At 68.4% G+C, this 13,716-nt stretch carries 14 protein-coding genes; 8 read left to right on the top strand and 6 right to left on the bottom strand.

What is annotated here, in order from left to right; all coding sequences use genetic code 11:
• Positions 1–14: 14 nt before the first annotated feature.
• The 3 genes from ACIA49_RS36635 to ACIA49_RS36625 are packed head-to-tail and all read right to left on the bottom strand — an operon-like array spanning position 15 to position 3,168.
• Entirely contained in the window at positions 15–1,793 is a 1,779-nt protein-coding gene (locus ACIA49_RS36635; RefSeq protein WP_396382871.1) for a 3-hydroxyacyl-CoA dehydrogenase family protein, read from the bottom strand.
• 44 nt (positions 1,794–1,837) lie between these two features.
• Positions 1,838–2,287: an NUDIX domain-containing protein gene (locus tag ACIA49_RS36630; RefSeq protein WP_396382870.1), complete on the bottom strand. Its 450-nt coding sequence runs from the start codon at positions 2,285–2,287 to the stop codon at positions 1,838–1,840.
• Complete coding sequence (locus tag ACIA49_RS36625) at positions 2,284–3,168, bottom strand: class I SAM-dependent methyltransferase (RefSeq protein ID WP_396382869.1); 885 nt, start codon at positions 3,166–3,168, stop codon at positions 2,284–2,286. The genes ACIA49_RS36630 and ACIA49_RS36625 overlap by 4 nt, the downstream gene beginning before the upstream one ends.
• Positions 3,169–3,209: 41 nt before the next feature.
• On the opposite strand from ACIA49_RS36625, the gene nucS reads away from it, so the two are divergent.
• The 3 genes from nucS (at position 3,210) to glmS (ending at position 6,081) form a co-directional block, all read left to right on the top strand.
• Complete coding sequence (nucS, locus tag ACIA49_RS36620; protein ID WP_396382868.1) at positions 3,210–3,869, top strand: endonuclease NucS; 660 nt, start codon at positions 3,210–3,212, stop codon at positions 3,867–3,869.
• Positions 3,870–3,945: 76 nt separating this feature from the next.
• Positions 3,946–4,227, top strand: a complete 282-nt coding sequence (locus ACIA49_RS36615; RefSeq protein ID WP_391547833.1) for a hypothetical protein — start codon at positions 3,946–3,948, stop codon at positions 4,225–4,227.
• Positions 4,228–4,260: 33 nt separating this feature from the next.
• Complete coding sequence (gene glmS / locus ACIA49_RS36610; protein WP_396382867.1) at positions 4,261–6,081, top strand: glutamine--fructose-6-phosphate transaminase (isomerizing); 1,821 nt, start codon at positions 4,261–4,263, stop codon at positions 6,079–6,081.
• 164 nt (positions 6,082–6,245) lie between these two features.
• On the opposite strand, the gene ACIA49_RS36605 is transcribed toward glmS, so the two are convergent.
• Both ACIA49_RS36605 and ACIA49_RS36600 read right to left on the bottom strand, forming a co-directional pair.
• Positions 6,246–6,533 carry a transcriptional regulator gene (locus ACIA49_RS36605; RefSeq protein ID WP_396382866.1) on the bottom strand — a complete coding sequence of 96 codons (288 nt, stop codon included), beginning with the start codon at positions 6,531–6,533 and terminating at the stop codon, positions 6,246–6,248.
• Entirely contained in the window at positions 6,533–7,096 is a 564-nt protein-coding gene (locus tag ACIA49_RS36600; RefSeq protein WP_396382865.1) for a hypothetical protein, read from the bottom strand. The genes ACIA49_RS36605 and ACIA49_RS36600 overlap by 1 nt, the downstream gene beginning before the upstream one ends.
• A gap of 63 nt (positions 7,097–7,159) precedes the next feature.
• Here ACIA49_RS36600 and ACIA49_RS36595 point away from each other — a divergent pair, with 63 nt between their 5' ends.
• Genes ACIA49_RS36595 through ACIA49_RS36575 form a run of 5 tightly spaced genes read left to right on the top strand, consistent with a single transcriptional unit; the run spans position 7,160 to position 12,334 of the window.
• A complete protein-coding gene (locus tag ACIA49_RS36595; RefSeq protein ID WP_396382864.1) occupies positions 7,160–8,035 on the top strand; it encodes a LysR substrate-binding domain-containing protein in 876 nt (291 codons plus the stop codon).
• Positions 8,036–8,090: 55 nt separating this feature from the next.
• A complete protein-coding gene (gene kdgD / locus ACIA49_RS36590) occupies positions 8,091–8,996 on the top strand; it encodes a 5-dehydro-4-deoxyglucarate dehydratase (protein ID WP_396382863.1) in 906 nt (301 codons plus the stop codon).
• Positions 8,993–10,312, top strand: coding sequence for an enolase C-terminal domain-like protein (locus ACIA49_RS36585; RefSeq protein ID WP_396382862.1), 1,320 nt, complete (start codon positions 8,993–8,995; stop codon positions 10,310–10,312). Before kdgD ends, ACIA49_RS36585 begins: the two co-directional genes overlap by 4 nt.
• Positions 10,313–10,343: 31 nt before the next feature.
• Positions 10,344–11,426 (top strand): esterase-like activity of phytase family protein, encoded by a 1,083-nt coding sequence (locus ACIA49_RS36580; RefSeq protein ID WP_396382861.1) that lies wholly within the window; start codon positions 10,344–10,346, stop codon positions 11,424–11,426.
• Between the two features lie 14 nt (positions 11,427–11,440).
• Positions 11,441–12,334, top strand: coding sequence for an FAD-dependent oxidoreductase (locus tag ACIA49_RS36575; RefSeq protein ID WP_396382860.1), 894 nt, complete (start codon positions 11,441–11,443; stop codon positions 12,332–12,334).
• Here the strand turns inward: ACIA49_RS36575 and ACIA49_RS36570 are convergent.
• Positions 12,323–13,702, bottom strand: coding sequence for a PLP-dependent aminotransferase family protein (locus ACIA49_RS36570; protein ID WP_396382859.1), 1,380 nt, complete (start codon positions 13,700–13,702; stop codon positions 12,323–12,325). The two genes, ACIA49_RS36575 and ACIA49_RS36570, sit on opposite strands and share 12 nt — an antisense overlap.
• Positions 13,703–13,716: the final 14 nt, after the last annotated feature.

Raw genomic sequence — 13,716 nt, 5'->3', positions numbered from 1 at the left:
CGTGACGGTCCCGGTCAGCCGGCGTAGTCCCGGAACCCGCGGGCGGTCTTGCGGCCGAGGTAGCCGGCCGTGACCAGGTGCTCGAGCAGCGGCGCCGGGGCGAACCCGGGCTCACGGAACTCCAGGTAGAGCGTGCGCTGGATGGCCAGCGAGACGTCCAGGCCGACTACGTCGAGCAGCTCGAACGGGCCCATCGGCAGGCGGCAGCCGAGCTTCATCGCGGCGTCGATCTCGTCGACCCCGGCGTAGTGCGCCTCGAGCATCCGGACGGCGTCGTTCAGGTACGGGAAGAGCAGCGCGTTCACGATGAAGCCGGCCCGGTCGCCGCAGCGGACCGGATGCTTGCCTGCGGCAACGGCCACGGCGGCGACGGTGTCGGCGACGTCCTGCGCGGTGCTGACCGTGCTGACAACCTCGACCAGCTTCATCACCGGCGCCGGGTTGAAGAAGTGCAGGCCGACCACGGCGGCCGGCCGCTTGGTCGCCATCGCCAGGTCGATCACCGGCAAGGACGACGTGGTGGTGGCCAGGATCGCGGTCGGCTTGCAGATCTCGTCGAAGCTCTCGAACAGGGCCTGCTTGACGCTCAGCTCCTCGACCACGGCCTCGATCACCAGGTCGGCACCGGCCAGATCGTCGAGCCGCGCCGCGCCGGTGATCCGGCGCAGAGCCGAGTCCCGCTCCTCGGAGGAGAGCTTGCCGCGCTGGACACCCTTCTCCAGCGAGCGCTCCAGACCGGCCCGGACCTTGTCCACCTTCTCGGTCCCGCGCGCGACGTACAGAACGTCGTACCCGGCCTTGGCGCAGACCTCGATGATGCCGACGGCCATCGTGCCGGAGCCGACCACGCCGATCTGTCGGATCGGCCGGATCACGGTGTCGTCGCCGTTCACCTGCGGGGTCTGCTCGTCGTCTACGACGACCGGCGAGTCCGGGGACTCGTAGGTGTAGAAGCCGCGGCCGGTCTTGCGGCCGAGCAGGCCGGCGGTGACCATCTGCTTGAGGATCGGGGCCGGCGCGTGCAGCCGGTTGCGGCCCTGCTTGTACATCGTGTCGAGAATCTCGTACGCCGTGTCGAGGCCGATCAGGTCGAGCAGCGCCAGCGGACCCATCGGGTAGCCGCAGCCCAGGCGCATCGCGGCGTCGACGTCCTCGCGGGTCGCGTAGTGCGACTCGACCATGGAGACGGCATGGTTCAGGTAGCCGAACAGCAGCGCGTTGGCGATGAAGCCGGCCCGGTCGGCCGCGACCACCGGGACCTTGTCGAGGCGGCGGGCCAGCGCCTGCACGTCCTCGACCACGTCCGGCTCGGTGACGACGGTCTTGATGACCTCGACGAACTCCTGTACCGGCGCCGGGTTGAAGAAGTGCATGCCGACGACGCGGCGCGGGCGCTGGGTGGCGACCGAGATCTCGGTGACCGACAACGACGACGTGTTGGTGGCCAGGATCGCGTCCTCGCGGACGACCTTGTCGAGCGCGGAGAAGATCTCGCGCTTCAGTTCGAGCCGCTCGATCACGGCCTCGATCACGAGGTCGCAGTCCGCGAGCGCCTCGATCGAGGTGGCGAACGTGACCCGGTCGAACAGCGCCTGCTGGTCCTCGACCGACAGCTTGCCGCGCTTCACCGCCCGGTCCGTCGAGTGCTGGATGTGACCGCGGCCGCGCTCGACCGCTTCGTCGTCACGCTCCACGCCGACCACGGTCAGACCGTGGCGCGCGAACACCTCCGCGATACCGGCACCCATCGTGCCGAGTCCGACCACACCGACGACCTGCAGTTCCCGAGCCATGCAGGCACTATGCCAGTCCGCGACTGGTCAGCCCATGAGCTGAGTCACCCTGGCTCGTCGAAAACCATCGGTGTGTCCAACCACTCGTTCGCCAGCGCTTCCGGATCCGGTACGGCGGCCAGTGCCGCACCGATCGGTTTGGGCTTCAGCTCGCCGTACCGGGCAGGTGGCAGCCACATCGCCCGGTAGCTGCCTGCCTCGGAGTCGACGGGGCTGTCCATCTCGGGGCCGTCACCCGTACCGAACTCGCCGCCGAGCGCCTCGGCGAGGAAGTAGTGCTGGTTGCTGTCGCGGAAGTTCACCACGGCGACCGTACCGAGGATCCGCACATGCAAGCCGAGCTCCTCAAGCGTCTCCCGCCGAGCCGCCTCAGCCACCGTTTCGCCCGGATCCACCTGACCGCCGGGCAGTACGTAGTAGGTGAGTCCGTCGCGGACGCGCTCGATCACCGCGATCCCGTCGGCTGAGAACAGCACGATGCCGGCGCGGATCACGTGCGGGTCGCCGAGACCGAGAACCAGTGAGCACCGCTCGGACCGGTGGTGCGGATCAACTCGCGGACCGTCCAGCCGGCGCTGGCGAGCAACTCGCGGAGTGGTTCCTCCTGCCACATCACGAAGTGCCGCGGCAGGTCGAGGAACCGGTTCGACCACTCCTCGCCGGCACCCTCTTTCGTGCTGAAGGCCAGCACCGGCGCCGCGTGCACAGCCTTCCGCAGTACGGCGGCCAGTTGGGTCCGCGCGAAGTGGAGAAAGACCGCGTCGGCGAAGACGGCGTCGTACGGGCCACCGAAGTCGTCGGCGAGGGCGTCGAGGCGATCGGCATCGTGGCCGTCGGCTCGCATCATCTCGAGGAACGCTTCGGTCGCATCCGTCCGCCGCACCACGAAGCCTCGCCGTTCAAGCTCAGCCGCGTCGCGTCCGGTACCGCTGCCCAACTCGAGCACGCGGGCGCCTACCGGGACCAGGTCTGCGAGCAGGTCGATGAGCTGATGGTGCGGTTCCTTGGGGATCGACTCACGGAAGGCCTCCGCCTTCTCTTCGTACGTCGCCACCGTCCGCTCGTTGTCGGTCGCCACCCGGGTCCAGCCGTCACCGGTGTGCTCCACCACCGCAGGCAACTTCAGACCGAGATCCACACCGAGTACGACGACAGTCTCGCCCCGGTGCTGGTCCGCGATCGACTGCAGTTCCACGTCAGGTCGCCGTACCAGATCTGGCACGACTGTCAGCTTCACACCGAGCTGCTCGGCCAGCCGCGCGCCCGCGGACGCGTCGAAGGTCGCCGCGTACACCTGCGCGATCCGCTCCCCCACCGCCGCGTCCTGCACATCTCCTGGCAGCAGCAGAATCCGCGCCGGACACATCAGGTTCATGCCAACCACCTTCGCACGGACGTGCTGTAGCGTCACTCCTCGTGCGCTTGGTGATTGCAACCTGTTCCGTGGACTACTCCGGCCGTCTGACCGCCCATCTGCCGATGGCGCCGCGGTTGCTGATGGTGAAGGCGGACGGCTCCGTGCTGATCCACGCCGACGGTGGTTCGTACAAACCGCTCAACTGGATGTCGCCGCCCTGCAAGCTGGTGGTCGAGGACAACATCTGGAGCGTCACGAACAAGGCCGGCGAGGAGCTGCGCATCACCCTCGAGGAGGTGCACAGCGACACGGCGTACGAGCTCGGGACCGACCCCGGCCTGATCAAGGACGGCGTCGAGGCACACCTGCAGGAACTGCTGGCCGAGCACGTGCACACCTTCGGCGAGGGCTTCACGCTGGTACGGCGGGAGTACCCGACCGCGATCGGCCCGGTCGACCTCCTGTGCCGGGACGCCGACGGCAAGCACGTCGCGGTCGAGATCAAGCGGCGCGGCGAGATCGACGGCGTCGAGCAACTGACCCGGTACGTCGAGCTTCTCAACCGCGACCCCCTACTGGCCCCGGTCCGGGGGATCTTCGCGGCCCAGCTGATCAAGCCGCAGGCCCAGTTCCTGGCCACCGACCGCGGCCTGGAGTGCGTGACGGTCGACTACGACCTGCTGCGCGGGATGGAATCGGACGTTCTGCGGCTGTTCTAGGTTGACTTGTCAGGATTTTTGCCCGATTTCGGGCAGATCCTTTGTGTTGGACCCTGAAGCGCTGCAGAGTTGGGGCGTGATCAGTGAGGCGGCGGCAGGCCCGGTGGACGAGCTGGCCGAGCAGGTCAGCCGGACGACCGGACTCTCCGCGGACGATGCGCGGCGCGTGGTCGCCGACGTCCTGGCGTATTTCACCGAGACGGCCGAGGAGTATGTCCGGCGCCGTCATCGGGAGCTGCAGACCTACGGTGCCCGCAACGACGAGATCTTCGCCCGCGTCGGCACCGAGCTCCGGCACTGGCCCGTGCGCTCCCCCGAACTCTCTGCCCGTCAGCTGCGACGGATCGTCTACGGCTGACAGCAACCAACGACCTTCGAAAGGCACCAACACATGTGCGGAATCGTCGGGTACGTCGGCACCAAGCCGGCCACGCCCATCCTGGTGGACGGACTGGCAAGACTGGAGTACCGCGGGTACGACTCGGCCGGAGTCGCCGTCCTCGGCACCAGCGAGCTGAAGGTGCACAAGGACGCCGGACGGGTCCGTGAGCTGGAGGCCTCGCTGCCGAAGCGGTTCGGCGGCAAGCTCGGTATCGGTCACACCCGCTGGGCGACCCACGGCGGTCCGAGCAAGGACAACGCGCACCCGCACGCCAGCGGCAACGAGCGGATCGCGGTCGTCCACAACGGCATCTTCGACAACGCCGGCGCGCTCCGCGCCCAGCTCGAGGAGGCCGGCGTCAAGCTGCGCTCCGAGACCGACACCGAGGTTCTCGCGCACCTGATCGAGCAGTCCGACGGCGCCACCCTCGAGGAGAAGGTGATGGCCGCGCTGCGCCGGATCGAGGGCACCTACGGCATCGCCGTGATCGACCTCGACTTCCCGGACCGGATCGTGGTCGCCCGCAACGGCAGCCCGCTGATCCTCGGCATCGGTGACGGCGAGATGCACGTCGCCTCCGACGCGGCCGCGCTGATCCGCTACACCCGTCAGGTCGTCTACCTGGACGACGGCGAGATGGCGACCGTGAAGGCCGACGGTTACCGCACCTTCACCCAGGACGCCTCGCCGACCACCAAGACCGCGAAGACGGTCGACTGGGAGGCCGACGAGTACGAGCGCGGCCTGCACGAGCACTTCATGATGAAGGAGATCCACGAGCAGCCGGACGCGGTCGGCCGCGCGCTGCGGGGCCGCCTGGACGAGCGCTTCCACACCGTCCACCTGGGCGGCCTGAACATGGACGCCCGCGAGGCGCGCGAGATCAAGCGGGTCAAGATCCTCGGCTGCGGCTCGGCGTACTACGCCGGTCAGATGGGCGCGCAGTTCATCGAAGAGGTCGCCCGGATCCCCGCCGACGCCGAGCCCGCCTCGGAGTTCCGCTACCGCAACCCGGTGGTCGAGCGCGACACGCTGTACATCGCGGTCAGCCAGTCCGGCGAGACGTTGGACACCCTGGTCGCCGTACAGGAACTGAAGCGTAAGGGTGGCCGGGTGATCGGCCTGGTGAACGCGGTCGGTTCCAGCATCGCCCGCGCGGTCGACGGTGGCGTGTACCTGCACGCCGGCCCGGAGGTCTCGGTCGCCTCGACCAAGGCCCTCACCAACATGGCCGTCGCGTTCGCGATGCTCGGCATCCACCTCGGCCGGATCCGCGACGTCTCCCCAGCCGACGGCCGCCGGCTGATCGAGGGGCTGAAGAAGCTCCCCGAGCACATCCAGTCGATCGTCGAGCAGGAGGAGGAGCTGGCCAAGATCGCCGGCCGGCTCGCCCAGCACGAGAGCCTGTTCTTCGTCGGCCGTACCCGCGGCTACCCGGTCGCCCGCGAAGGCGCCCAGAAGCTCAAGGAGATCTCCTACCGGCACGCCGAGGCGTACCAGACCTCCGAGCTCAAGCACGGCCCGCTCGCGCTGATCTCGCCGGACGTCCCGAGCGTCGCGATCGTCCCGCAGGACGAGCTGCTCGACCGCAACATCGGTGCCCTGCACGAGATCGCCGCCCGCTCCGGCCCCCTGTACGTCGTCACTCACCCGGGCGTCGACGTACCGGACGGGGTGGCCGCGAAGATCGTGGTGCCGAAGAACGAGCCGGAGCTCGACCCGATCCTGCTCACGATCCCGCTGCAGATCCTGGCCTACTACGCCGCCGTCGCCCTCGGCCACGACGTCGACAAGCCCCGCAACCTGGCGAAGTCCGTCACGGTCGAGTAGTGGGCGTGTCGCTTGGCTCCGCGCCGTAGCGAGCATGTGCTCGGTGCGGTAGCTCGGCGTGCTGGAGGGGAGGCCTCGATGTGGTTCATCGTGGCCTTTCCTCCAGTGCGGCGAGGTGCCGTGCCGAGTGCAGCGCAGTAGGCGTGGAGCCAAGTGACGCGCCCTCACTCGACGTTCGCCACGATGGCCCTCAGTACGGCGACATGCGTGCTGAGGGCCTTTCGGCCGGTACTGGTGATCGAGATCCAGGTGGTCCGGCGGCCCTGGTGACTGCCTTTGCGGCTCCGCACGTAGCCAACCTCAGCGAGAGCCGCGACGTGTTTGGACAACACCGAGTCACTGACCTCGAGTTGCTCGCGCAGGGTGACGAACTCCAGCTCGGTGACGGTCACCAGCAGGCTCATCAGCCGAAGCCGGGCCGGTGCTTGCAGATGCGTGTCCAGATCAGCCATCAGCGGCTCCCGACGACCATGATCGAGCCGGCAACCACGAGCCCGAGGACCGCGGAGACCCACCAGGCCATCTCGCCGCCGCGCCCGTAAAGCTGCGGGTCAGCGCGATACTGCCGCATCCAGCGCATTCCGCTGGCGACGTAACCTGCACCACCGGCCAGTGCACAGAGCGCACTCAACCACCAGCTGCCGACATACCCCGCCCACACCGCACCGGCCAGCGCGGCGGCATAGATGACCGACGACAGCGTCCCCTTCCCCAGGACGACCTGGCTGACCATGCTCCCCACCAAGGCGCCGTTGAGCCGCCGAAAGCGCAGGACCTGAAGGCCGGCCACCACCCCGAAGACGACGAGGCCCGCAACCAGGGTCAGGGGCGCTTGTTCCGGACCGGCGGCCAGACCGCGGGCGAACAGGAAGATCGTCGCGCTGATCGCGAGCCCGATCGTGGTGTAGAAGCCGGACGGCAGGCGCAGACCGGCCGCCAGCTTCGTCTGTGAGCGGTGCAGATCATCCAGCGCCGCGGCCGCTTCCGCGGGGTCGGGCCTCCCGTTACTTTCCATGTTGGAAAGTGTGCGCCGAACTTTCCATCTTGGCAAGTACGAACTTGGTACCTTGCGGGCATCATGTTCTCGCTGGATCAACTGAGCGCCTTCGTGGCGGTCGCCGAGGAGCTGCACTTCGGGCGGGCCGCCGAGCGGCTCGCGATGACGCAGCCGCCGCTGAGCCGGCAGGTGCAGAAGCTCGAGCGGGCGGTCGGTGCGCAACTGCTCGAGCGGGACAGCCGTCGAGTGGTGCTGACCGAGGCCGGGCAGGCGTTTCTGGGTGAAGCACGGCGGATGCTGGCACTGGTGGAGTCGGCGGGCGATCTGGCCCGGCGGGTCGATCAAGGCGCGGCCGGGACGCTCCGGCTCGGCTTCACCGCCGTGTCGGCGATCCGGACGCTCGGGCCGTTCCTGCGCCGCATGTCCGACGAACTGCCGGAGGTCGAGGTCGTCCTGCACGAGCGGGTCACATCGGCCCAGCTCGACGGCCTCCTGCACGGTGAACTCGACCTGGCGCTCGGACGGCCACCGTACGACGGCAAACTCCTCGACTCGCTGGTCGTGGCGCGGGAACCGTTGTGCGCAGTGGTTCCCGCCGATCATCGGCTGGCTGCGGTCGACCGCCCACTGACGGCGGCCGACTTCGCCGGGGAGGAGCTGATCAGCTACGACTCTGTGCGCGCCGGCTACTTCCATGAGTTGACCGTCCGATTCCTGGCCGGCTCCCAGCACCACATCACCCAGCGGGTGCAACAGGTGCTCACCGTCGTGCTGCTCGTGACGGCTGGTCGCGGAATCGCGCTAGTCCCTGATTCGGCGCGCGATCTCGGCGTACCGGGGGTGCGTTTCCAGCAGCTCGATCTCGCCGGTGCACCGGTCGAGCTGCACGCGATCTGGGCTCGGGACTCGACCAGCCCGGTCCTGCGGCGGGTCCGGGCGATGCTCTCGGAGCATTGATGGATCCAAAAACAATCTTGGACAGGTATCCATCGGCGTTCCTACGCTGACTACCGTGACTCCAGTCGAACTCGCTGCCCAGCTGAAGACCGGTCTGCTCTCGTTTCCCGTCACGCATTTCCGACCCGATCTGAGCTTCGACGAACCGGCGTACCGCGAGCATCTGTCGTGGCTCAGCCAGTACGACGTCGCCGGGCTGTTCGCCGCGGGTGGGACCGGCGAGGGGTTCTCGCTGACGCCGGCCGAGATCGACACCGTCGTCCGGACGGCCGTCTCGGAGGTGGCTGGGCGGGTGCCGGTGATCGCGCCGGCGACGGGTGGGACGTTCGCGGCGATCGAGCAGGCGCGGGCCGCCGAGGCCGCGGGCGCCGATGGGCTGTTGCTGCTGCCGCCCTACCTGACCGAGGCCGGCCAGCGCGGACTCGTCGAGCACGTGTCGGCGGTCTGCCGCAGCACCAGTCTCGGTGTGACCGTCTACAGCCGGGCGAACGCGATCCTCACCGACGTCTCGGTCGCAGAACTTGCCGACCGCAACGACAACCTGGTCTGCCTGAAGGACGGCGTCGGCAACATCGAGATGATGACCCGGACCTACGCGCGGGTGGGCGATCGGCTGACCTACATCGGCGGGCTGCCGACCGCGGAGACATTCGCGCTGCCGTTGCTGCAGCTCGGGGTGAGCACCTATTCGTCGGCGATCTTCAACTTCGTCCCCGAGTTCGCGCTCGGCTTCTACGCCGACGTGCGCGCGCAGGACCGGGACGCCGTCTATCGCAAGCTGAACGACTTCGTCATCCCCTACCTCGACATCCGCGACCGCACCAAGGGATACGCCGTCTCGATCGTCAAGGCCGGTCTGACCGCGATCGGCCGGTCGGCCGGGCCGGTCCGGCCGCCGCTGCAAGACCTGTCGGCCGATGAACTCGCGCAGCTCACCGAGCTGATCGGGCGCGTGAAATGACACCAACCATCACCTCCGTCGAGGTCGTGCCGGTGGCCGGGTACGACAGCATGCTGCTCAACCTCAGTGGCGCACACGGCCCCTTCTTCACCCGCAATGTAGTGATCGCCACCGACAGTTCCGGAAACACCGGGCTCGGCGAGGTTCCGGGCGGCACGAACATCGCAGCGACGATCACCGAGGCCGCCGAACTCCTTGTGGGGCAGGAGATCGCCGGCTACCGCCGTCTGCTCCGCTCGGTCGCTGACACGTTCGCAGATCGGGACGCGGGCGGCCGCGGGTTGCAGACCTTCGACCTCCGTACGACGGTCCACGCGGTGACCGGGCTCGAGTCGGCACTCCTCGACCTGTTCGGACAGCATCTCGGCGTACCGGTGGCTGAGCTACTCGGCGACGGTCAGCAGCGGGACGCCGTACCGGTGCTTGGTTATCTCTTCTATGTGGGCGATTCGGGGCACACGGATCTGCCGTATCTGAACGACTCCGGGGATGATCGGTGGTCGCAGTTGCGGCGGCAGCCTGCGTTGACGCCGGACGCCGTGGTCGCGCTGGCGGAGGCCGCTCAGGAGCGTTATGGGTTCGCCGACTTCAAGTTGAAGGGCGGCGTGTTCGAGGGCTCGGCCGAGATCGCGGCTGTGCGTGCGTTGGCGGAGCGCTTCCCGCAGGCGCGGATCACGGTCGACCCGAACGGCGCTTGGTCACTCCGGGAGGCTGTTGCCTTGTGCAACGGATTGGACGACGTGCTCGCGTACGTCGAGGATCCGTGCGGGGCCGAGGCCGGGTTCTCCGGACGCGAGACGATGGCCGAGTTCCGCCGTACGACGGGCTTGCGCACGGCAACGAACATGATCGCGACCGACTGGCGTGAGCTGGCGCAGGCGGTCCGGATGGACGCCGTCGACATCCCGTTGGCGGATCCACACTTCTGGACGATGGCCGGGTCGGTGCGGGTCGCGCAGCTGTGCAACGACTTCGGGCTGACGTGGGGTTCGCATTCGAACAACCACTTCGACATCTCGCTGGCGATGTTCACGCAGGTCGGCGCCGCGGCTCCCGGCCGGATCACGGCACTCGACACGCATTGGATCTGGCAGGACGGGCAGGCGCTCACCACTGCGCCACCACAGATCGTCGAGGGACAGATCGCCGTACCGACGGCCCCTGGGCTCGGGGTCGGTCTGGACCGCGACGCCTTGCAGGCAGCCCATGAGCTGTACCTGAAACATGGACTCGGTGCACGTGATGACGCAGCCGCCATGCAGTATGTGATCAAGGACTGGGCGTTCGATCCGAAGCGGCCCTGTCTGGTGCGCTGATGTTCATCTGTCGTTGACTGAGGAGCCTTGAATGCGTTGGCAGAAGCCGCTCGCCGCTGCTGTTGTTCTCACCGCGCTTGCCACTCCACTCACCGCGGTAGCCCATCCGCCGGCTGGTGGTGGCGCATGTTCACCTGATGCCCGGTTCCTCGGGTTCAGCGACGCACTGAACAAGACGACGTACGACGGCCAGCTGGTCGCGGGACTGTCCGCACTCAACGTCACCGGGCCGCACAGTGCGGTCGCACTGGTGGACAACGTGCTCACCTCGCCTGCGCGGGTCTTCAACCTGCGGGTCAGCAGCAAGCCGACCGTCAGCGTGGACGGGATGACGATCCTCAAGCGGCCGGACGGGACGCCCTTCAACGCGCAGGACTTCGATGGTGAGGGACTCGTCGTCGAGCGAGGTAACCGGACCATCCTGGCGACTTCCGAGCGTGAGCCGTCGATCCGGCGGTTCCGGCTTTCCGATGGTCTGCAGATCGGATCGCTGCCGGTACCGTCACGGTTCCAGGTGGCGCCGGCCGGTGAGGCGGTCTCGAACGGGACCTTCGAGTCGCTGGCGGCCAGCCGGGACGGGCGGTCGGTGTTCGCGGGCATGGAAGAGCCGCTGGCGCCGGACGGACGCGACGCCGATGGTCGCGGGCGGAACCGGATCCTGCACTACGTGGGCTTCTCCGGACACGACTACCGCGTTGCCTCGCAGTACGCGTACAAGACCGACCCCGGTCTGTCGCTGGTCGAGCTGGCCTGGGTGAGCCCGACCGAACTGGTTTCGATGGAGCGCACCTTCGTGCCGGGGGTCGGCAACACGATCCGGGTCTTCACGGTGTCACTGCGGCACGCAGCCGATGTCACGTCGCGTGCCTCGCTCGCCGATGCGTCGGACAAGGTGTTCGTGCAGAAGAAGCTGCTGTTCGACCTGGTGAACTGCCCGCCGTCCGGCGCGACTGCTCTCCAGCCGCAGCCGAACCCGCTGCTGGACAACGTTGAGGCTCTCGCGCTCGGCGGCTACCTGCCCGGTGGACGGCGGCAGCTGTACCTGCTGTCGGACGACAACAACGGCAAGACGCAGATCACCCGCTTCTACTCGTTGGCGGTTGACCTCTACTAAGCAACACTGTGCGTATGCGCGTGATTGTGGTGGGTGCCGGTGTCATCGGACTGACGTGTGCCGTCAGGCTGGCCGAGAGTGGCTACGAGGTGGCGGTTCTCGCTCGCGATCTACCGCTGGAGACGACATCTGCGGTGGCCGGCGCGGTCTGGGGTCCCTACCTCGCTGAGCCGGCCGACCGCGTTGCTGCCTGGGCCAAGGCGTCGTACGACGAATTCACCAAGCTGGCCGAGCATGAGCGGTCAGTGCAGCTGCGGCACGGGCGTGAGCTGTTGGTGGAGCGGACACCGGACCCGGCGTGGGCCGACGTCCTGCCGGACCTGACGCGGGTCGCGTCGCCGCCGGTCGGGTACGCGGACGGGTGGGCTTTCACCGCACCGGTGGTCGAGATGCCGCAGTACCTGCCTGCGTTGGTGAAACGGCTTGAGAACGCCGGCGGCACGCTGACCCGCGCGGCTCTGTCCGGCCTGCCCAGTACGGCGGATCTCGTGGTCAACTGCACGGGTCTCGGGGCGCGGCTGACCGCGGCCGACCAGACCGTGACGCCGGTGCGCGGGCAGGTGCTGAGCGTTGCGCCGTGTGGGATCTCGGAGTGGTTGATCGCGGAGGACATCGTGGTGCTCCCGCGCTCTAACGACGTCATCGTCGGCGGCACGAGTGAGCCGGGCAACTGGACGCTGGGGGTCAATCCTGACGACAGCTCGGCGATTCTGGAGCGGGCCGCCAAGCTGGCGCCTCAGTTGCGCAAGGCAACGGTTCTGCGAGCACGGGTCGGGCTGCGGCCGTCCAGGCCGACGGTTCGCTGCGAGCGCGTCGACGACGTCATCCACTGCTATGGGCACGGCGGCTCGGGCGTCACGCTGTCCTGGGGTTGTGCGGATGAGGTCCTGGCGCTCTTAAACGCCTAGGACCTGGCAGAGCAGGTCGAGCGCGCCTGGGTAGGCGTGGTCGGGTGGGGTGCCGTAGCCGACGATGACGGCTTGGCGGGTCGCCGGGGTCGGGGCGAAGTGGTAGGTGCTCATGCTGGCTAGGCCGAGCCCTTGGCGGGCGGCACGCGCGACCATGTCCTCGGCATCACCCGGTACGTCGAGCAGCACATGCATGCCTGCCGCGATTCCCGCGACCTGGACGTTCGGAGCGCGTTCCGCGAGCAGCTCGACCAGGCGGTCGCGGCGACGGCGGTAGTGCAAGCGCGAACGCCGTACATGCCTGTCGTAGTGGCCGGAGGCAATGAACTCGGCGAGCACCAACTGCTCGAGTGTGGCGGTCTGGTAGTCGGCCACGCGCTTGGCTGCGATCACCGGCTCGAGCAGGTGTTGTGGAAGGACCATCCAGGCGAGCCGGACGCCCGGGGCGAGGCTCTTGCTCGCTGTGCCGGTGTAGACGACCCGCTCAGGGTCCAACGCCTGCAGGGCTCCCACGGCCTGCCGGTCGTAGCGGAACTCACCGTCGTAGTCGTCCTCGATCAGCACTCCGCCTGACTCGGCTGCCCACTCCACAGCCGCCGTACGGCGTTCTGGTGAGAGCGGGACGCCGGTGGGCATCTGGTGGGCCGGAGTGAGCAGTGCGGCCTGTCCGGCCAGGTGGGACACGTCGGCGCCGTACTGGTCGAGTGGGAGCGGGACGGGCTTGAGACCACGGGCGCGGATGACGTCGCGGTGCAGGTCATAGCCGAACTCCTCGGTGGCGACCGTCGTACCGCCGAGGTTGCGGACTGCTTCGCAGAGCAGGCTGAGGGCCTGGACGTAGCCGGAGCAGATCAGGATGCGCTCCGGGTCGGCGCGGACCCCGCGGGCGCGGGCGAGGTAGTCGGCGAGGGTACGGCGGAGTTCGATCCGGCCGCGGGGATCGCCGAGGCCGAACGCCTCGTTCGGAGCAGCCGGCCAGGCCTTGCGTGCGGCGGCCAGCCACTCGCCCCGCGGGAACGTCGAGACATCGGGTGAGCCCGGGGTCAGGTCGTAGCGGAAGGTGCGGACCGGCGCCACGGTCGCGGCCGGAGTCGGTGTGGTGTTGGCGCGGCTCGCAACGACTGTGCCGGAGCCCTGGCGGGCTGTGAGCCAGCCTTCGGCGACAAGCTGGCCGTAGGCATCGGCCACCGTGTTCCGGGCGATGCCCAGGTCCTTGGCCAGTGAGCGCGACGACGGCAGCCGGGTGCCTGCCGGGAGCCGGCCGCTCCGGATCGAGGCGTGCAGCGCCTGGACCAGGTCGTTGCGGCCGCGCGAGGCGGCCAGGTCCAGATGCAGATCGGCTCCGAAATTGGCCCCTGGATCTTCCATGGAAGTGGACCATA

This window comes from Kribbella sp. NPDC051587, from assembly GCF_044453945.1.
Lineage (GTDB): Bacteria > Actinomycetota > Actinomycetes > Propionibacteriales > Kribbellaceae > Kribbella.
This window is presented reverse-complemented; position numbering and strand designations above follow the sequence as displayed.